This window comes from Paenibacillus sp. FSL L8-0641, from assembly GCF_038006265.1.
Taxonomy (GTDB): Bacteria; Bacillota; Bacilli; order Paenibacillales; family Paenibacillaceae; genus Paenibacillus; species Paenibacillus polymyxa_D.
In genome coordinates this window covers 737,319-758,486 of sequence record NZ_JBBOUW010000001.1, presented here as the reverse complement: position 1 = coordinate 758,486, position 21,168 = coordinate 737,319, and the positions used below count along the sequence as shown (strand labels likewise).

The window sequence follows — 21,168 nt, the reverse complement described above, 5'->3', positions numbered from 1 at the left end:
CTAACTTCCTTCCCTGATAAAGTCGTTCCAATCATGAACACTCTTATCCAAGTGTCTAGCTTCGAAACCACGAGCCTGCAACAATGCAATAGCTCTAACCGCCATTAAGCAATACGGGCCTCTGCAATAAGCCACAATCTTCGAGTCGGCTGGCAACAAAGATAACTGCTCCGCTAATTCTTCAATTGGAACGGAAACAGCCCCCGGTATATGAGCAGTTTCATATTCATCTCGCGGCCGTACATCAAGAAGTGTGACCTCTCCTTTTTCCATCCGCATTGCCAATTCTTCCATTGTGACTCCTTCAACATCCGAGAATTGACCCAAAAATTGCTCCTTAATGTGCTGAACTTCAATTAACTGCTTTTCAGACAGGTCATACAGTGAATTTAAAAAGTGCAAAACAGATGAATCAGAAAGTTCATAATACACAAAGTTTCCCTGCTTTTTGGATTGAACCAACTTAGCTTGATATAGAGTTTGTAGATGCTGAGAAACATTGGCAACGGACATCGAAGTCATTTTAGATAGAACTTCAACTGATTTGGGTCCTTGTATGAGAATATCAAGAATTTCCAACCTTTTCGGGCTGGACAAGCATTTTCCGATCCGTGCGTATTCGGTGAAAAGCCCATCTTTGAAATCTCGTTCGTTCACTATTAAACACCCCATCTATTAAACTATTCAATTAATTTCTTTAATACCGAAACTATAAAACTTTCTTATTTTTATGTCAATTCTGAAACCTACCTATATATAAAAATAAAAAAGACCAGCCCAGAAGCTGGTCAAGAGTAACAATAATACGTAAGCTAAAATACAATGTCTTTACTGAATCAACCTTGAATTGTCATTTATATTCTTGTTCCACTTTCAGCCTGGTTCCTCCCAGTAACCCTCCATCTGCTGATGCTTGAAGCAACAGCTCACCAGCCACATTCCCAGATTGTACAACCACAAGACACCTTCCTCTGTGTGTTCGTCTCTCATTCCCCTTGTAGGGTTCATCACTGGTGAGGTCCCCATTGTCTATTCCAAGGATGCGGCCATCACCATGCAGTTTAAAGGTTAATTCAACATCCTGGTTAGGTACAGTGATCCCGTTTGGGTCTATGACGGTTACTTCCACATGAGATATCTCATGCCCATCAGCAGGTAGAACCGTCCGATCGGCCTCCAACTTTAGAGCATAAGGAGTCCCGGCAGTAGTCAGTTCATGCTCACAAACCTTCTCGTTTCCATTACGACCCACAGCTCGGATTTTGCCCGGTGTATAGGGAAGCTCCCATAGGATTAAATGATTAGGGTAATCCACTAGCTTCCTCTCACCGTATAATTCATCATTCACGATCAATTCCACACTCTCACAATTGGTGAAGGTAACCAACCGTATCAATTTTCCACCGTAGTCAGGAAATGTCCAGTGATCTTCCATGGCCGGAGATTTCCAGTGCATTGTCCATGTCGGATTAAATTCCGATTTCATATGTTCGTTAAATGCGGCTATGTGCACAACAGGCTGATTAGACCATAAGCTTTGTTGGAGATAAGATACTGGTTTGCGGAATCCGCAAGTATCAATCAGGCCCGAAGACCACCCTTTGGAGGGATAGCTCGTTTCTCCCAAATAGTCAATTCCACTCCAAACAAATTGACCGATCACATAATCATGATTAGCGACATCAAACCAGGGATTCATAAGCAAATAACCTTTAACCCGGTTATCCTTGCCCCGATAGTATGGAAACGTCTCGGTTCCAAGGATAAGCATATCCGGCATGGCTGCCCTATAGTGCTCATACCACTGCTCCTGATAGTTTAACCCCAGAACATCCACTCGTTGTGCCAGCTGCTTAGTATGCTCCACTTTGGCCTCAATCGAACCCTCACGCAAGCTGATCGGTGTATTATGCGGCTCAAGCGCATATGTAACCGATCGGGTTGGGTCTTTTTCATGGCAGAAACCCACGAGCTGCTCCAACATTTTTAGCATGGATGGCTGCCCTTGGTTTTCCACTTCATTCCCAACGCTCCACATGAAAACACTGGGATGGTTCCTGTCTCTGAGCAACATTGCCTCCAGATCTTTTTCCCACCACTCATCATATAAATGCTCATAGAAAAGAGATTTCCACTTATCAAAAGCCTCATCAACCACCAAGAACCCCATCTGGTCACATAAATCTAATAATTCGGGCGCCATCGGGTTATGAGCAAAACGGATCGAGTTACAGCCCATTTCCTTCAGCTTTTGCAGCCTTCTTTTCATGGCTGTATCATGGTAAGCAGCCCCCAGACAGCCTAAATCATGGTGAATGCACACTCCCTTTAGCTTTAAGCTGTGCCCATTCAAAAATAAACCTTTTTGTGTATCCAGCTTCACTTCTCTTATGCCAAAAGAGGTACAATAACGATCCACCTCTGTATTGTCGCAATAGATCGTCGTCTGGGCTTCGTAGAGCACTGGGTTGTCCGGTGACCATAGTTCTGGCTCTAATACTCGCGTTTTTTGCTCTATTTCCCCCGTTTCACAGCTCGAAAGAGTGACTCGGTTTTCCACTTTTCCTTGGATCTGTCCCTGTGGGTCCAGCATTTCAGTCATAATCGTACACTCTACGGCATGCGCGTGTTGATTAGTGACCTGGATTCTGACAGTCACCTTGGCTTCATCTGGCGAAATTTCAGGTGTGGTAATGTAAGTCCCCCATTCGGTTATATGAATATAATCCGTACAAATCAGCCAAACATTACGATAAATACCGGCCCCCGAATACCATCTGTCAGGTGAAAGAATCGTATTGTCCACTTTGACGGCAATCACATTTTCCTCATCCCACCGAATATATGGAGTCAAATCATATTGAAAGCTAACATATCCATAGGGTCGCTTGCCCACAAAATGCCCATTGATCCAAACCTCACTGTTACTGTGAATGCCATCAAATTGTATGTATACGCGCTGTTTTGGAGAGGAGGGCTTCACATTAAAATGCTTTCTGTACCATCCGACAGACCATCTTGGCAAATAAGCCTGATTGCCACCATACAGCATATGTGGATCAAAGGACTTTTCAATGCTCCAATCATGAGGGACATGAAGGAGCCGCCAATGCTCATCGTTGTAGTCCATTTTCTCAGCACCCGCGTAATTTCCTTCTATAAATCTCCAGTCTGTTTTGAACGGCATAATCACTCTGCTTCCCATGATCTCGCCTCCATTTCATAAAGTGGATGAACGGATATAACAGCAGTGCTGGATGACCATCACAAAAAACGTGTTCTCATTACAATATTTGAAACACCGGGTGATCTTCAATAAAGTGTACGGGAAGCATCGGAAATTGGGCGGAAAGTACATCTGCGAGATACTTCATCCCAGGTGCTTCACTTTCAGCATGTCCCAGCATGATAAGTGCTCTACTGTGCCCTTGATAGACAGCATCTTTAACATATTCTGGTGTTTCCCATTCTGGGCCTTCACCGGCGATGACTACATCTACATTTTCATTTAGAAATAATGGAATGGCTAGATCGCCACCTCCCCTGTATCCTACTGAAATTCCCACTCGTTCACATGGCATGGAAACCTCGCCAGCCACCCGTACATAACGAATATGTAGTTTGGCTTTGATATATTCAGCGATCTCCTTAACTTTCATAGCTGGAATAGTCAAAATGGCGGCCGTCGGCTGCTGTTTCACCATGTAATTGTGCCAGCCAAGCGCCTGAAGAAGCCCAACCATCACTCCATCCGGTTGATAACGATGTATGGTGTCATGAAACCGATAAATGCCTATACCTGCATCGGCAATGAGGCGAGATTTTTGCGAAAAAACCGGATCATGTAGTAGACACTCATGCATCCTCTGATGACTATAAAAAATGCCTTCATGCGTAATGATAAAATTTGCACCTAGAGAAATAGCTTGTTCTATCACGTACTGTGAAGCGGAGAAAGCGGTTACAATTCCTTGCACCTCAGTATCTACAGATCCTGGGTCCAGCAGATCTACGGTGGTGTGGGGTAGGCTTATTCCCTTGGTCAGATGATTCACAATCAGACCCATAGTCATGGTCATACACGTTCCCTCCTCATGGATAATGCATAGCAATTGTACCATTTTATTTCAGCCATAGGCGCTATTCTTTCTAGCAAAACAGCCAGTTCCAGAGGAGCCAGCTGTTTTACGAATAATTCTATTATTTATACAGAACTCCTAAAATGGAGTCGATTCGTTCTTTTGCTCCTTGCCAGGATGTCATGACGGGGAACTCATATTGCTCTCTTGCTCTCAGATTCCATGGATGAGGAATACAAAGCACCTTTTTCCCCTCCTTTAGCGCAGGTACTAAATTATGAGGACCATCATCAATCAGGAGATCATAGTTAATCAGGTTCTTTCGTTTACATGGGAAAAAGTTCTCGATCGGAATGAATGGCATATGTCTTTGAAGCCAGTTCCATTTCTCTACGACGGTCTTAGGTTCTGCTGCTGTCACAATAATGACATCAAAAGCATTGCAAAGCTTCTCCATTTCTTCTACAACATACTCGTCAAACAGTTCAAGTTCCTCAAACAAACCCGGTCGCCCATAAAATACATCATGCGTGCTTTTGGGATGACGTAGATGATCCGTGTTCCAATCTAACATTTCTTCATAACGAAGCGGATGAGTGGGAAATTCACTATTGTTATGGTATATGGCTCGTTTGACGAGATGACAGATGGTATCGTCCATATCGACTGCAATGATTGGTTTTCTCATCAGCTTGCCCCTATTCACTCTGGTAAAATTTTTCACAAGAATATCATACTATAATTTAATATCGCGGTGAAGCTTAGGTATTGCTGTCCGATAGATCTCACCTTTGTTCAAAATAATTAACCAAGCAAAACGTTAGGTCAACCTACACAAATCCGGAATATCACAGAAATATAGTTAGGTTATTTTTATCAATATAAACTAAATTTTAAACAAATATAAACAATAAATACAATGAAACCACAGAAAATCGCACTTAAATAATACATCCATGTGTTTATACTTCAAAAACATAAAAAATAACTAAAATAACCGATTGAATAACAAAAACACAAATGATAGAATAACAAAAATAACTTTTTTCATATTTGAAAGCGCTTAATTTTGTGTTTAGCTTACTGCTATTTACACACTTACATACCTAACTTCATCTCTGTATAGCAGGAGGTTGAATAATATATTTAGGGAGGAATAAAAATGAAGGTATTGTTAAGAAAAGCACTATTGTCTGGAATGATCGGCTTGCTCATCATGATTGGTTTAGGAGGAGATTTCTCCAAGGTAGAAGCTGCTTCAGGATTTTATGTAAGCGGTACCAAATTGTATGATTCTACAGGCAAGCCATTTGTTATGAGAGGCGTCAATCATGCTCACACATGGTACAAAAACGATCTTTATACAGCGATCCCGGCAATTGCCCAGACAGGTGCTAATACTGTCCGAATTGTCCTTTCTAACGGAAACCAGTACACCAAGGATGATATTAATTCCGTGAAAAATATTATTTCTCTCGTCTCCAACCATAAAATGATTGCTGTACTTGAAGTTCATGACGCTACGGGCAAAGACGACTACGCTTCTTTGGATGCAGCTGTGAACTACTGGATTAGCATAAAGGATGCTCTAATCGGCAAGGAAGACCGGGTTATCGTAAACATAGCGAACGAATGGTATGGTTCTTGGAATGGAAGTGGTTGGGCTGATGGATACAAGCAAGCGATTCCCAAGCTGAGAAACGCAGGTATCAAAAATACACTCATCGTCGATTGTGCCGGATGGGGACAATATCCTCAATCTATCAATGACTTTGGTAAATCTGTATTCGCAGCTGATTCTTTGAAGAATACGGTATTTTCCATCCATATGTATGAGTTCGCTGGTAAAGATGTTCAAACTGTTCGAACCAATATTGATAACGTTCTGAATCAAGGACTCGCTCTGATTATTGGCGAATTTGGCGGTTACCACCAGGGAGCAGACGTCGACGAGACAGAAATCATGAGATACGGTCAATCCAAAGGAGTAGGCTGGTTAGCCTGGTCCTGGTATGGTAATAGTTCCAATCTTTCCTACCTTGATCTTGTAACAGGACCTAATGGCAATCTGACGGATTGGGGGAAAACTGTAGTTAACGGAAGCAACGGGATCAAAGAAACATCGAAAAAGGCTGGTATCTACTAAACGTACTATCAGAAAGTAAAAAAGGCTCATGGTTGAACGACCATGAGCTTTTACATTTTTATACTTTATACTAAAAGTACCCACTGTGCGTCTCTGAACTTACACTTCCTGGGTTATACGGTGAGTCGAATTTCATACACAGGCACGATGCTGACTGCGCCGATATCTACGATACGTTCCTTTGCCGTCTCTTTCCAGCCAGCCATAGTCGTATTGCTGTTGAGAACCTTACCTTTTCGTATTGGGGAAACATATACGTACAACCCTTGCTCGATGAGCCGATGCTCAAATGCTTTCAAGCCTATTTCCCAGGTCGTATGGTTGCAGAAATTATCGTTGATCAGTTCGCCATCCATAAAAGCATAACCGATATCTCCAGTATAATCGATACGCAGCAGAGCTTCCTTAATTCCGTGAAAGGCATCTATCTCAAAATCAATAGTAAGTTTATCGTCATTTATTTTTTTCAAATTGAAATGAATTTCTCGCTTAGGAGCCTTTAAACGATACGTTTTAAATACATTGTTTTCTGTTATGTCTAGCAGCTCTCCACCAGTAATAGATGTGATCGAGGCGTCGAAATCAGGGAATACACTCAGGGATACCATTTCTTGATCCGTCGATTCCAGCCTTAGATCGCCCTCAGATACAAGTACATTGGCATTGGTCAAAATGACTCTGTCCCGACCTTGCATGTTTACCTTCCAAAATGTAAGACTTTGCTCATCAGTCATCGTGTAGATGGCAACTTTTTTGCCACTTTCAGATACCAGATGGATGAGACTATCGTCCTCTTCAGCAACCTTAATGATCGTGTTCCCATCCAACTGCTCTATCGAGCCTTTGTCGATTGTGGCACTGATGATATCTTTTGACTCAATTTCATATCTTCCCTTCATCCCCTCTGGTACAAAGAAAAAGTAGTATACTTCTCCATCTTCTTCTATCCTTGTTATCAGCTGTACCGTAGCATATTTGAGCTTCATTCCATCTAAATTAAAGTTAAATGGCAATATAGCGAAACTTTCACGTCCTAACATCAGCTCACCTTGACTAGGGATTACAATCGTTTCCTCGGGCAGTTCAATGCACACATTAAAATCGCACAGGTCGTCATTTTCGACATGGTCTTGGAAATTATTTAGAAACAGATAACCCGATCCAGCACTGGATCGCACTGCATATCGTAACGTATCCACATCATAAGGGTCCATCTGGGACGTATCCCCTGGCAGAATAGTCTTTGTTAGTGAGAATTGCTTTTGGAACGTTGAAAAAAAGTAATGCTGCAGCTTTGTTCTATGGTACGATTCCCTTACTTGACCGAATTCGCCGATCATGGCGTTGAAATCATAGGAGATTTTGGGGGTGGCTAGATCATTGGTGAACGGGTTAACCTTACCCCGAGGATTGGAACCCCCATGATACATGTAATATCCGATCAGATTACAGCCTTCTGCAACCTTCATGACAGTCATTGCTGGAACACTGCGGTAGGGAAATGCGAACCGATATTTATAAAACTGAACCATGCCGCCACCCATTTCACAGCAAGCGTACGGATAGTCTTCAGGTGCGTATTGAGGCTCGAAATTGTAACTCTCTGGAATCTTGTTATTATGCTTGTCGCGGAAAATGTATTCCGGTGTCGCAGGATGCTCGTCCATCCCCTCCAAACGTCCCTCTTCGTAGTAGATCCATGGCCAATAGGCATACCCGCCCCATAACGGCAGCATATCAGGTACAGGAGTTGTTGCTCCTCCCCATCCTGTGCACGTATAGATCGGAGTATCAATCCCCGCTTCCAGAGCTATTTCTTTAAGTTTTAACATATGCGAGTTACCGTCACTTCCACTGTTTAGCCACATATCATTAATTCCTACAGTCAATGCCCACTGGGCAGATGAATGATGATGCTCGTTTTCGATTTGGGTGCCGATAATCGGCCCCCCCTCCTTATATAACAGCCCTTTAACCTGGCTACCGATTTCGTTATACAATCTTCTTGTATAGAACAGATACCCCTCATCATTAGAACGAACCTCAAATGGTCGACCGAATAACCAATCTGGCATACCGCCGTTTCGAATTTCCCCATGATCAAAGGGACCGATCCGAATGATGGAGTATACCTGATGTTTGCCGCACAACTCGATGAAACGACGAAGATTCTTGTTCCCACTCCAATTAAAAACACCTTCAACTTCTTCATGTAGGTTCCAAAAAATATAAGTGGCAATGATGTTTACGCCGCCCATTTTTATTTTAATAATTTCGTCTTCCCAATAGCGTTCATCATAACGGGCATAATGGAATTCACCACAAATACCGAAAAAGGGCTCTCCGTCCTTCTCCATAAAATAGTTGGTGAATCCGATCTCCTCTCCTTTTGGGTTGGTGCCGCCAAGTTTGATATGTCCTTTAACAATATGCTTCTGATCGTCTTTAACCGCAACTCGATAGTTTCTCATGGAGTTCACTCCCCTCACTCGTTAATCTGAATTCAGGATAAATTGGTTCCACTTGCGCTGCCAAGCGATATCATTCCAGAATGGATGATGGGGAGCGCAGTTAGAACAGAGGGTCATTCCCCAGAACCCAAGTGCCATTCCTTTTCGCAACACATATTCAGCGATAAATTTGCCGACTGGGCCTTCTTCAAATTGGCCATGCAGCGGCGTGTAGCCTACATAACCTTCTCCTATGACAATTGGAATGCCGGAATGACGAGTCCATTCATGAATCTCTTCCAATCGGGTGTCGGCCTTCTGCAACATGGCCATTTTATGGTCTCCATACCGATCGTACAAAAATAAATCCCATTGATCGGGATCTACCCAGTCGTGCAAATAAATAAGTCTCATGCCGACTGGATTGCCTTCCATCCGCCAATTCTGCCCCGGAGGCAGGGTCCATTTTGTAAATGGAGGAGCGTCTTCTCTTAATAGGGATTGTACGAATGGATTGGGGAACGGCGCCAACTCATCATAAAGCGCTGCCGCTTCCATAAGCTCATTGAGCACCCCTTTAATATAGAGGTGAAAATGGGCCACCTGCATATTGCGCGCGACGTAAGCTTTGGGGTAGGCTTCATTTAACGTATAGCTGGCCGTCATCATGATATCCGGATGACATTGGCGAAGATATTCTATCGCTTCTTCTACGTAGGGCTGCATGGCTTCAATAAGCGCCGGTACATTCGTTTCAGCTATGCCTTCAGACGTTCCGACGGCGTTTAACTGCCCAAATTCCAATTCATTATGCAGCTCTGTATAGATGATCTGACTCCTGTAGCCTTCTGCTGTGACGAAACGGATCAACTGATCCATTGATTTTGCAATGGCCATGAATCTCCCCTTAGGAGGAATTGCAGCTAATTTATCTCTAAGCTCAGCATGAGCCAGAAAGCTGGGACTCTGCTGATATTCCCAAGAGGATAACATAATGTAACAGTTATGAGCCTTTGCTTGTTTGAACAGTTCGAGCAAATGAGCATGCCCGTCCAGTAATGCGCCTCCACGACAGTTATACCAACGCGTACGCTGGCCTACTTCCCCAAGGTTAGCAAACTCCAAGGGTCCGGGGCGTTTGCCATCCGCTGTAAACAACATGAATGGCATAGCACATATTCGGATCGTATTGTAGCCTCTTTCGACCGCTTCTTTAAAACGGGCTTCCAGATCGCTATAGGGCTCACCTTCCTGCGTCATGGTATACCAAGAGAAGTCCCACATCGTGATCGTCAATTTGCGCGGTACATTTCTCATGAGATTACTCAATTGATTTCCCCTCCCAGCTCCAATCCATATGGTTCAATGCTCCTTGATGGTTGGCTTCCAGCTTAAGCACCGATTCAAAATGTAAGATAGCTTCGTCCTGCCGCCCTAATCCAAGCAAACCAAGTGCTTTCATATAAGTACAATGAACCTGATTACGAATATTCAGGTCATCTTCAAAGATGAGAAAGTCGGGTAACGAGACCGCGAAGTAATCTATTTTCACGGGTTCGAACAAGTGCCTATCGGCGTAATCTATGAGCTTGTTAAATCGACGCTTGCCTTCCTTCACATAACCAAGTTTCTGCCAGGCCAATCCTTGGTAAAATATCATATCTGGCTGTTGATCGTTATAATACATGGCGTTAATGGGTTCCCCCAGTCCTTGAGAGGCCGTGGAAAAGGCCTGTCTTGCCTCATCTGTTAATTTCAATAGCTCGTACGCGCAGCCCAAATAATAATAGATATCATTATCTTGGGAACCCTCTAGCTTACCTTCGCCAAGATTCTCTGGATACACTAAAGCCTCCCGCAGCCCCTTTACAGCCTGTTCAATCCGCCCAGACCTCAGGTCGGACTTGGCAAGCTCTACCTTGGCCAGCCTATACTGTCCCGTTACCTTCCCCTCTCCGCCTTCCCATGGATGAAATATTCTCCCTGTCAGCAAGGACAACGCTATCTTATGCTGCTTCATCGTATTGTGAACGGTTACATATTCTAAAAACAGATCATCGCGAAGCTTTATGATTCCCGGATAACTCTCCATTAGATTCAATCTGTCGTTGGGCTTGATGTTCAGCTTCTTATACAGCTGGTCAAGCTCATAAAGAATACGTGCGTCTGAAGTATTGCACGCAAAGGCCTGCTCTAACGAATGGCGAGCCTTCTCTACTTGGCCTTGTTTGTTAAAATATCCAAGAGCAAGATTACGGTGTACAACGGGGGAAGTATCGTCAATGGAACGAGACGTTTCCCAGCTGGAAATGGCATCCCGATGCCGTTTCTTATCATAGAGTAAATTACCTAAGTAATAATGCGCCTTGTCATCCTTCGGTCTTGTTCGAATTGCAAATTGTAACACATCCAACTCAAACAGACGGTTAGGAAAGCAGTAATCGGGTACTGCATCTGCGGCCTGAGCGAGAGCATTGTTCACCTGCTCAGGCTTGCCGATTTTAGCATAGCAGAAGGCCTGAACGTAATACAGCATAGGGTATGTTTTTGCCTGCTCTGGAGCTTCTTCCAGCACACATGCTGCATCCTCATAGAGTCCTGCCGCCGCATAGTCCGATGCTACCGCTATATAGTTGTGCACATCTCCACGCATCCATTTTTCCAGCTCTTCAAAGACCGTTTTAGCATCATCTCGTAACCCGAGAGCCTCTAAAGATAATGCTTGCTCACGGTAAGCTCCAAAATCGGCGATATCGAGCTTCATCGTTTCCTTGGAAAAGGCTATTGCCGCTTCGTAGTTGCCAAGCTTACGAAGAATAGCCGACTTCAGGTTGCGTGCCTTGTAATTGCGAGCATTTCGGATTATTGAGCGCTCCACGAGTTCCAGGGCTTCTTCATAGTTCCCTTGTTCTGTTGCAATCTGTGCCAGTGAGAAATACCCGCTGTCTTGCCATGCCGCACTCCATACTGATTTATAAAATGCAGCGAACGCCTCATCCATCCGCTCTTGGTGTTTTAGCGACAAACCAAGCTGGTAGTAGGCCTCACCATCATAGGGATTAGAGTTACGCCAGGTTACCCGCGAGATGGCTTTACGAAAGCACTCTTCACTTTCTGAATACAATCCTCTACGAAGAAGCAACGTACCATATGCCACATTTACACGGCTGTCATTTTTATCTCTTTTCAGGCCCTCAAGATAGTACGCCTCAGGTTCAAAGGTAGCATGACGATATTGCTCCAAATGTTGTCCTGCTAAATACAATTCTTCGTTCGTTCTTAATTCCTCCGGTTCCGGCAAGGGGGCAGCAGCAGCCGGCATCTGTTCAACTTCCCTTTTCTTCGGCTGGTAACTAATCAGCTCCCTTCCGGTCGCGTCTTTGACAGTTAAGCATAGCTCATATTCCTCATCCTCAGCCAAAATAACTGTCTTCTGTATAAAGGCCTTATTAGGTGTCAGATCTAAGGTTTCTTGGATATAAACTTTCCGCTGACTGCTTAATTCCACAACAGCCTCACGAAATGACGAAGTCACATAGACTCCAATCTGTGCTGTCCCTTCGCTGCGATTTAATTCCAAACTAACGGCTGCGTCAATTGAAGCGTTTTTGACCATACCAATATGTTTGTAAGGCATAAAATACTGTGAGAACGTCTTTTCTTCATACGGCTGAAGCCAAGTGAAATCTGGTTGATTATCGGTATACACTCCCGTCATCAACTCGATGTAGGGGCCGTCTTCATCTGTTAGATTGCGGTCCCAAGCTTGGCCGAATTCGCCATTTCCCCATGTCCACTGCTTTTTCCCGGGAGAGATGTGATGGTTGGCCACATGCAAAAGCCCAGCTTGTTTCATATGGTCGTAACCACCTATGAAATTGTAATCCGATTTATAGGCCATATATGAAGTGGGAACAGGAATATTTTTGTATCGGGAGATATCTACGCCTTCAGAATAATCCATTTTATAATAAGTGCCTGTAGCAATCGGGAAACGGGATACATCTCGCTTTCCATGGTCGAACACGGCTGATACGTCTGGAGGAAAAACAGATTGCGTGTGATCATGTACCGCTACGGCTGGATTGGCCCACCATAGAAATGTTTGAGGCTCGGCAGTTCGGTTGTATAGCTGGGCCCCCACTTTAAGGTATGCTTTATCCGGTTGAAGTGTAAAACCAGCTGTTACTTTCGTGCCGAACATACGATCAATTTCGCTCACCCATACCGTTGCGCTTCCGTCGCCATGTTCTTCCAACTTGTATTCAACGGGTCCGTAAGTGTTGGGACGGTGATGCTGCGGCCAGTTGAACTCAATACCTCCAGATATCCACGGCCCCAATAAGCCCACAAGCGCTGGTTTGATGACCCTGTTATAATAAACAAAATCATAACCGTTGGTCTTGTCGACCGCACGATAAATGCGGCCTCCCAGCTCTGGCATGATCTCAATGCGCAAATATTTATTTTCCAGAAAAACCATTTGGTAATTTTCAAGTTTCTTCTCATCCTCAATTTTATCAATGACCGGATGCGGATACACTCGACCGGAACTCCCCTGATAGACACGTTTCTCCAGAAACATTGGATTTTTCTCGGGTTTGCCAATTCCATACGTGGGGATCTGCACGGTTTGCTCCCACACGCGTGCCTTAGCGTCAAAAATGCTCAATTCCATCACTCCCTCATAGTTGCTCTTATGATTCTGAGCTTACAAGTAAGCGACATTACAGACAATTGACAATCCACTGTTTATGATGGACTATATACGTATTTCATCATTAGAGCCGCCTAAGGCTAGGAGATGGATAGATTATGAATAAGAAAGCTGATGGATTTGAGGGTGAAAAGTTATATGTCGTTCCACCCTATATACTGGATAAATTAAATATGAATCCGCTTACAAAAAATCTATATATTACGGATATAGGCTGCTTCAGCCATGCCCGCCATCATTTTCGTGAAAGAATGCACGGATGTGACTCTCATATATTCATCTACTGTACCAGCGGAAAAGGTTGGATACGAACAAAGGATGGCCTAACGATTGACATGACAGAGCGAGGCTTTGCGTACATTCCCAGGGACATGCCGCATGCTTATGGGGCTGACGATAGAGATCCTTGGACAATTTACTGGTTTCATCTTAAAGGGGACCAAATGGATGATTTTATAGCATTGTTTGAGCCTTTTAAAACGTATATTTCGATATCTGCCAGTGATGGAGTCAAACTACTGGAGCTATTTCATCAGTGTTACGACCTTTTATTGAATAAATCATACTCCATTATACATTTAGTTCAAGTATCGCAAACTGTCCGTTATCTGCTGAGTTTTGTTGTATCGGTTGCATTTCGCAAGGAAGACAGTACGTACCAGAGTCATGTGGATAAGGCAACACGCTATATGAGTGAACAATTGGAATCCACCGTTTCGCTTGAGCAGCTTAGTCGGCATGTTCAGGTATCCAAGCAGCATCTGAACCTGATATTCAAGCAATCCACCGGCTACTCTCCTGTCGATTACTATTTAAGAATGAAGATACAGAGGGCCAGTCAGCTTTTGGATTTGACGAATGCCTCTATTAAAGAAGTTAGCATACAACTCGGTTTTAGGGACCCTTACTACTTCTCCAGACTATTCAAAAAAATAATGGGCTGCTCTCCTTTGGAATATCGAAATAATTTGAAGGGTTAATCTATGTTCATCAGGAGCGTTCAAATTTGCTTCTATCGGGCTACCGCAAGGTCACAGATCATTTACGAATCACGGGTGCAAGGTCTATACTTAAGGTTAAAAAAGGAAGTTTTGTATGCTCCTCACGTTGAATCGTAGACTAAATGCAGCTATGCCGCTAATTACACCAATCAGCATTCTAATTGGCGTCCTAATCGGTACGCCGTTGTCAGAATATACCAAACTCTCTCCCTGGCTGTTTGCATTCATGACCTTCGCGGGCAGCATCAGTATGGGGTTTAAGGATTTTGTCCATGTGATCAAGCATCCTGGTCCGCTGATCGCCTGTCTGTTTATTCTTCACCTGGCCATGCCGCTTCTCGCCATGATGCTGGGACATCTGGCCTTCAGTGATGATCCTTACACGATTACTGGACTTATTCTTGGTGCAGCTATCCCTACACGGGCATTTCCAGCTTCGTGTGGGTCAACATATATAAAGGCAATACAGCGCTGACATTGGCGATCATTTTAATTGATACGATTTTGGCCCCATTTGCCGTGCCGGGCATCATGTCCCTACTGATCGGAGCGGATGTGCAGCTCGATACCTGGGCGATGATGCAGAGCCTATTCTGGATGATTGTCGTTCCTTCGCTAATCGGCATGGTGTTGAACGAATGGACCAAAGGGAAGATCAAGCAGGTATGGGGACCACGGCTAGGACCGTTCTCCAAGCTGGCTATGGCTCTTGTCGTCATGATTAACGGATCTGTCATTGCGCCTTATCTGGTCGATTTTAATCTTAAGCTTGTCGGAGTATGCCTATCCATAATCGTCCTTGCCTCCACTGGATATGCGATCGGTTATCTGATATCAGGACTGATGCGGTGGAATAATGCAGACCGTACGGCGCTTGTCTTTAACGGCGGCATGCGCAATATTAGCGCGGGAGCCGTGCTTGCCATCACCTATTTCCCGGCCCCGGTAGCATTGCCCGTTGTACTGGGGATGATTTTCCAACAATCCACAGCATCTCTGGTCGGGTTTCTGCTGAGTCGTCGCGACCGCGGCAACGCCAAGGAAAAGCGCAATACGGCCTCTGTTTCTTAAGCAAAGGGGGTTAGCGGTGGTTCCAGATGATAAAACTCCTCCTTATGAGGAGGAGTTAGTTTCGGAAGGGCGTTTCTATACGTACATGGTTGAAAGTCTAATTCAAATATGCATGCACAATCATGTAAATGGTCACTTTCCACTTCATAACATTACTATTGAATCGTGTAGGGTAATAAACTTAGCTTCCGTAAAGAGCCTTTCGCGGCACAACGTTCAAGCCATATATTACCCTAAGGAAACTAAGAACGATATACACAGGTCGCAAAGTCTAAAACAGCTTTTGCGTAAGATTTTGAAATTGTGACTTCACTCCATCTTTCTGAAGTTCTGATTGTAACACCTGATTAAAGGTTTGAAGTGCACGCTGGAATTTATTTTCACCAAATTCCGTAATCCGAGTATACACACCTCGTCGATCATCCTCGCATGTATGTCTTTGTAAAGCCCCGCAGTTTTTGGCTTCCATTCTCACTACGAGTCTCGATGTCGCACTTTGACTTAATCCCACCAATTCTTGAAGTTGCTGCAGTCGTAATTTTTTTTCCTCGGAATTGGATATAAAACCTAAAACATAAAACTCCTTCAAAGATAAATCATAATTTTGTAGCAGGGCTTGTTCTAACTTATCATTTAAAGTGGAATGGATGTGAGACAAAGACAACCATACATCCAAAAGTTCGTTTTCATGTTGCAAGTTTAGACCACACCATTCTATATTGAAGTATTTCCAGTAAGTTTATCCTATTGTAACAAGCTTAAATGGAATGGTCAAAACCCATAACCTATTTTGAATATTACAATCCGTCGTCACCGAACCAGCATGCAAATGCAGCATAATGATTCTCGTTTCAGAGTGTCGATTTTATTGACAGTAGTCCACCCTAACTATCTTCCTATGTACATACATTGCTGCAATTAAGCTTATATAATGTGAGAAAGTGAAGATAGCAAAAAACAGGTCAATCATGGTGATATCTAACCATAATCGACCTGTTGAATGTAAAGGAATAGCATTTTCAAAGTGAGCGGTAACAACATCATGACGAAATGGAAGAACAACGTAGATCGTAGCAAAAGGAAGTCAGACAACCAATTTTCACATGTAGCCTTTCAAAAAGACGACACTGCATATCCAGTGTCGTCTTGTTAGTGTTATTTTTAATTGTTTTTGTTTCAAAGCAACTTAATAAGGTGAACTTTGCAAATAAAACTCTTGGCCTGAACCCTGAAGACTTCTCGAACCAGTCCCTTGGGAATTTCCCCCTTCAACCACTCTATCAAGATATATATAGATTCCATATCCTTTTACTGTATACATAATATGAACTGCAATCTTTTCATTGAGTTATTCAGCTTGCCATATATCTTTCAATTTCCAATATGTCAGCCCATTTACTAGCGCCTCTCCACCCTCTGTTATGATTTCTATGCCTAGCAATTTCTCACCCGGATAGATGCGACTTGTCATCGTAGCTTGCCCTTCATTCGCAAACATTTCAATGGATGAACGATCCAGATATACATGCAATGTCAGCTGTCCCTCAGCATTGAAGGCTGTTTGACGTACTCCATCTGTCTTTTTACCTGATTTAGAACAATTAAGCATTAGTTTCTGCTCCGGAATAGAATATGTGATAACCGTTTCTTCTCGACCTGTTCCACGAAACTTCAAGCCTACCAGGTCTGCACTTGACTTCGTGAGGTCGAACACTACCTTAACTTCAAGCAAGTCTTCTTCAACTTCCTTGAAGTAACTTCCAGAAATAGCGCCATATTGATACAAAACATGTTTACTTTGACGAAGTAACTTCATTTCTTCAACTGGAGTCATCAGTACTTTATTATTGTCACCCAACGTAATTAAACGTGGGATCGTCATTGCTCCACACCAGCCGTCTGCTTTCGTCGGCATATCCGATTCCCACATATCCATCCAACCAAGCGCTATGCGGCGACCTTGATCATCTAGAAAAGTTTGAACAGCATAGAAGTCATGACCAGTATCCAACTCGATGAACTCTCCATGCTTATATTCATTACTATCATAATTATATTCGCCAACATAATATCCCGTCTGGAACAAGTTATTGTACTTATCTCCTTGCGCATCAATACCTTGTGGGGAGAACATAAATATATGCTTACCGTTCAGTTCAAAAAAATCAGGGCACTCCCACATGAAGCCCATATTCTTATCTCCCTGCAGAAGCACACCATGATAGGTCCAAGTCCTAAGATCAGGAGATGTATATAGAATAACACGCGGCAGATCTTCTTTCGTGCTGTTACCTAGGATCATGTACCATGTATCCTCATGCTTCCATACCTTCGGATCACGGAAATGCTGTGAGCTATCAGTCGGAGGTTCAGCGATTACGGGATTCTGCCTTAGTTTTGTAAAATGAATGCCATCTGTGCTTACTGCCACATTTTGATTTTGGAAAAAGATATTGTTTGGTTGATCAATATAGTGATGACCAGTATAGATCAATGTCAGTTCGCCGTTATTATCTACTGCGCTTCCTGAGAAGCAACCATCAAGGTCACACGCATCTCCAGGCGCTAATGCAATCGGACAATGCTCCCAATGTACAAGGTCTTTACTCTTCACGTGGCCCCAATGCATTGGGCCCCAGTTCTCATCATAAGGATGATGCTGATAGAAGGCGTGATATTCACCTTTGAATTGAATTAATCCATTTGGGTCGTTAATCCAGTTTGCTGGTGCCATAATATGATAACCTAATCGGTACCGCTTGTTCATTTTCGCTTCTGCCTGTTTCAATGCTTCCTCAGCTTGCTTCGTATTGTTATTATATGTGTTCATCTTTCTTCCTCCTATGCTGTTTCAATATGCTTGTTAGGCTTGGGATCCAGCTTTTTCGGTTCTTTCTTTAAGGTAAAGATTGAGATTGTTGTAAAGACAAATACGAAAACACCCATAATCACGTACGTATTTGCAAAACCTCTAATGTCATAAGACATACCGGCGATTGGCGAGAAGATCGAAGCTCCTACCTGACTCATAAACTGGAATCCCACCAGATACAAGATCGAAGACAGACGCGTATCGAAATTTGCAGCCAAGTACTTAAATACGGAGATCAGCATGATTGGCAGTTCCAATGCGTGAATCAATTTCATAGCTGAGATTCCATAAGGTCCAATAACTAAGCCTGAACCCATGATCCGGAACGCCATCAAGAACCCTGCCAATATTAGACCCTTTTTTGCTCCAATTTTGTTGACAATGAAAGGCGCTAAGAACATCATGCCTGCTTCCAAGAACACTTGTAGGGAATTTAAGTAACCGTAAACTTGATTGCCTAATGCAACCGTTGAGAACGTCGATGAAAAGTAATTCGGGAACTGCTGGTCATACACATTGTAAATACAGGTAACACCAAGAACATATAGAATGAAGAACCACAAATGCTTATTTGCAAACAAATGGCCGATTTGCTTAAAGTTAACGGATTCTGCTCGCTCCATCTCGGAATCTGTCATTTCAACTTTAATTGTCATCATAATGATAAACAGAACGACAGCAGATACTGATGCAATCCAGAAGTTAATGTTAGGGTTGATATTAAAGAGCTGACCAGCGAAAAACGTTGCTGCTGCCCAACCTAGCGAGCCCCACATACGAGATTTCCCGTATTCAAAGTCATATTTTCGGCTGACTTTCTCGACATAAGATTCGATGGCTCCAATCCCTGCCAAAAAAGAAATACCCAAGTATAATCCACCTGCAATGGCACCGAGAAATACATTGTATTGAAGTAACGGCCCATAGATAAAGATATAGAAAGGACCAACAAATAAGAGCAAAGAACTGATTAGAAATAAAATATGCTTCTTTAATCCGATTTTATCAGATATATAGCCATAAAGCGGTTGCATACATAGCGCAAAGATAGCGTTTACAGTAAAGATAACACCTGTTTCAGCACCATTCAGACTGATTTCTTGCCCTAGCCAGATGGAGAACAATGAATAACTTGCTGACCAAGTAAAGAAGAAAAAGAAGAAATAGGCACTTAGTTTCCAGTACATGCTCTTTGACTTTCTCATATCGAACGCTCCTCAAGTTGAACATTTAATGTAAATGAAAGCACTTTCGTATTTACAGATCGATTATATGTCAACCGCTTTCATATGTCAACCGCTTGACATATTTTCGAAAGAAAAAGAGCTTTCCTCTTTGATTTCAATTACTCTAATAAGGATAGCTCCACCTTCTATCACAATGCTGAAAACTATGGAAATTGTATTAAGCCGTACTAGCTTCAATCAGTTTCACTGGTAGATAGGTTTCTCGCGGGACATCACTGAATCCACCTTCAATTTCTTTAATAAGTAACTCTATGGAAGATCTCGCAATCTCCTGTATTGGTTGCTGAATTGTCGTTAATTCAGGGAGAAGATTGCGGGTTGTTTCTGTTCCGTCATATCCAATTACGCGAATATCTTCAGGAACACGTTTTCCTCTTCTTCTTGCTTTAGCAATAAAAGACGCAGCCACCAAGTCATTACTCGCAAACAATCCATCTACTTCAGGATGTTCATCGAGCAAGCGTTTAATCGGTTCGTCGTGATTCTGTTGGTGGAAGGGATCATGTACTTCATAGGTAATTGCCTTTCGACCATACTGCTCCATCACATCTTCATATGCTTTTCTTCTTAAGCTTGCTGGTGTTTCCAATTCAACAGGGCCATTTATGTGTAAGATATGCTTGCACCCTTTTTCAATAAGTAGTTCTGACGCCAGTTTTCCACCCATATAATTATCCGATCCTACAACTGGGATTGAATCGGATAGGAAGCGATCGATCGCAATGACGGCAATGTTCTTCTGTTCATAATTTACGATACCCCGATTGTGTGTACCAACGATAATACCGTCAACTTGATTTCGCATAAGCATATCCACATATGATTCCTCTTTATCCAGCTGATTCAAACTGTTACAAAGCAACAGCTTATAGCCTAATGACGCACAAATATTCTCTATATGAAAAGTCAGCTCTCCGAAAAATGGGTTGCTTGTAGTTGGAATGATTAATCCAATCAGATTTGTTCGTTTACTAAATAATGACCGAGCCACATCATTTGGAAAGTAATTTAGCTCTTGCATCGCTTTATGAACTTGATCCTTCGTTTCTTGACTGATATAGCCACGATTATTAAGTACGCGAGAAACCGTAGTCGGTGAAACTCCAGCTAATTGTGCAACATCGTTAAGTTTTGGTTTCATTGATTCTCCCTGCCTTCTCTTCATGCCATATCTCTAATTTTTTTCATTTTAACATGGTTAAATGTTAAAAAACATGCTTGAGCATTCTTATGGATTATTCTTCAGATTTGTCTCCCTCTAAGAATCTCCTTGGCGACAGAAGAACTGGTCAAAGAAGACGCTAAAAAACAAGGATATGATAGCGAATTTGTTGATTATTACATCATAGAAATGAGCAAAAATCCTCCTGAAGAAGCTTACACCGTATTGCCTGCGGCTGTAACCATTTCGTCGAATCGTGCCACTGCTTAATAGGCTCTGTCGTAAATTCATTTCAATTTTAATGATAATGGTAAACTAAAGTCTAAGCAGTCTCATTTCCTCAGATGCATGTCAGATGATAATTCAACGATCATCTTCATAATTAGTGAGAACTCATTGACTCGAAGTTATACTACTTCTTCA

Annotated in this window: 14 protein-coding genes and 1 pseudogene; 4 read left to right on the top strand and 11 right to left on the bottom strand. The window is 42.8% G+C overall.

Annotation, left to right across the window (positions count from 1 at the left end):
* The 4 genes from MKY16_RS03330 to MKY16_RS03315 form a co-directional block, all read right to left on the bottom strand.
* Window positions 1-657, bottom strand: coding sequence for an ArsR/SmtB family transcription factor (locus MKY16_RS03330; protein WP_029515896.1), 657 nt, complete (start codon window positions 655-657; stop codon window positions 1-3).
* Between the two features lie 193 nt (window positions 658-850).
* A complete protein-coding gene (locus MKY16_RS03325) occupies window positions 851-3,205 on the bottom strand; it encodes a glycoside hydrolase family 2 TIM barrel-domain containing protein (protein WP_029515897.1) in 2,355 nt (784 codons plus the stop codon).
* A gap of 79 nt (window positions 3,206-3,284) precedes the next feature.
* Window positions 3,285-4,079, bottom strand: a complete 795-nt coding sequence (locus tag MKY16_RS03320; protein WP_069010920.1) for a Nif3-like dinuclear metal center hexameric protein — start codon at window positions 4,077-4,079, stop codon at window positions 3,285-3,287.
* Window positions 4,080-4,200: 121 nt separating this feature from the next.
* Complete coding sequence (locus MKY16_RS03315; RefSeq protein WP_165148205.1) at window positions 4,201-4,767, bottom strand: 5' nucleotidase, NT5C type; 567 nt, start codon at window positions 4,765-4,767, stop codon at window positions 4,201-4,203.
* A 474-nt stretch (window positions 4,768-5,241) separates the two neighbouring features.
* Here MKY16_RS03315 and MKY16_RS03310 point away from each other — a divergent pair, with 474 nt between their 5' ends.
* A complete protein-coding gene (locus tag MKY16_RS03310; protein WP_340884263.1) occupies window positions 5,242-6,225 on the top strand; it encodes a glycoside hydrolase family 5 protein in 984 nt (327 codons plus the stop codon).
* A gap of 113 nt (window positions 6,226-6,338) precedes the next feature.
* Here the strand turns inward: MKY16_RS03310 and MKY16_RS03305 are convergent, their stop codons facing one another.
* The 3 genes from MKY16_RS03305 to MKY16_RS03295 are packed head-to-tail and all read right to left on the bottom strand — an operon-like array spanning window position 6,339 to window position 13,353.
* Window positions 6,339-8,696, bottom strand: a complete 2,358-nt coding sequence (locus tag MKY16_RS03305) for a beta-galactosidase (RefSeq protein ID WP_340884262.1) — start codon at window positions 8,694-8,696, stop codon at window positions 6,339-6,341.
* A 21-nt stretch (window positions 8,697-8,717) separates the two neighbouring features.
* On the bottom strand, window positions 8,718-10,004 hold the full coding sequence (locus MKY16_RS03300; protein WP_340884261.1) for a cellulase-like family protein: 1,287 nt from the start codon (window positions 10,002-10,004) through the stop codon (window positions 8,718-8,720).
* Complete coding sequence (locus tag MKY16_RS03295; protein WP_340884258.1) at window positions 9,997-13,353, bottom strand: DUF5107 domain-containing protein; 3,357 nt, start codon at window positions 13,351-13,353, stop codon at window positions 9,997-9,999. The genes MKY16_RS03300 and MKY16_RS03295 overlap by 8 nt, the downstream gene beginning before the upstream one ends.
* 137 nt (window positions 13,354-13,490) lie before the next feature.
* Between MKY16_RS03295 and MKY16_RS03290 the strand changes: the two genes are divergently transcribed.
* Window positions 13,491-14,372: an AraC family transcriptional regulator gene (locus MKY16_RS03290; protein WP_165148193.1), complete on the top strand. Its 882-nt coding sequence runs from the start codon at window positions 13,491-13,493 to the stop codon at window positions 14,370-14,372.
* Between the two features lie 115 nt (window positions 14,373-14,487).
* Window positions 14,488-15,464, top strand: a pseudogene (locus MKY16_RS03285) (bile acid:sodium symporter family protein).
* A 271-nt stretch (window positions 15,465-15,735) separates the two neighbouring features.
* Here MKY16_RS03285 and MKY16_RS03280 read toward each other — a convergent pair.
* The 4 genes from MKY16_RS03280 to MKY16_RS03265 all read right to left on the bottom strand — a co-directional run bounded on the left by MKY16_RS03280 (window position 15,736) and on the right by MKY16_RS03265 (window position 20,724).
* Window positions 15,736-16,161 carry a MarR family winged helix-turn-helix transcriptional regulator gene (locus MKY16_RS03280; RefSeq protein ID WP_039270457.1) on the bottom strand — a complete coding sequence of 142 codons (426 nt, stop codon included), beginning with the start codon at window positions 16,159-16,161 and terminating at the stop codon, window positions 15,736-15,738.
* 651 nt (window positions 16,162-16,812) lie between these two features.
* Window positions 16,813-18,294: a glycoside hydrolase family 32 protein gene (locus tag MKY16_RS03275; protein ID WP_340954108.1), complete on the bottom strand. Its 1,482-nt coding sequence runs from the start codon at window positions 18,292-18,294 to the stop codon at window positions 16,813-16,815.
* A gap of 11 nt (window positions 18,295-18,305) precedes the next feature.
* The gene (locus MKY16_RS03270) at window positions 18,306-19,541 is read right to left on the bottom strand and encodes an MFS transporter (RefSeq protein WP_029515908.1); all 1,236 of its coding nucleotides are present in this window, start codon (window positions 19,539-19,541) and stop codon (window positions 18,306-18,308) included.
* Window positions 19,542-19,740: 199 nt separating this feature from the next.
* Window positions 19,741-20,724, bottom strand: a complete 984-nt coding sequence (locus MKY16_RS03265) for a LacI family DNA-binding transcriptional regulator (protein ID WP_029515909.1) — start codon at window positions 20,722-20,724, stop codon at window positions 19,741-19,743.
* 129 nt (window positions 20,725-20,853) lie between these two features.
* On the opposite strand from MKY16_RS03265, the gene MKY16_RS03260 reads away from it, so the two are divergent.
* Window positions 20,854-21,015 (top strand): hypothetical protein, encoded by a 162-nt coding sequence (locus MKY16_RS03260; RefSeq protein ID WP_250273189.1) that lies wholly within the window; start codon window positions 20,854-20,856, stop codon window positions 21,013-21,015.
* Window positions 21,016-21,168 lie beyond the last annotated feature (153 nt).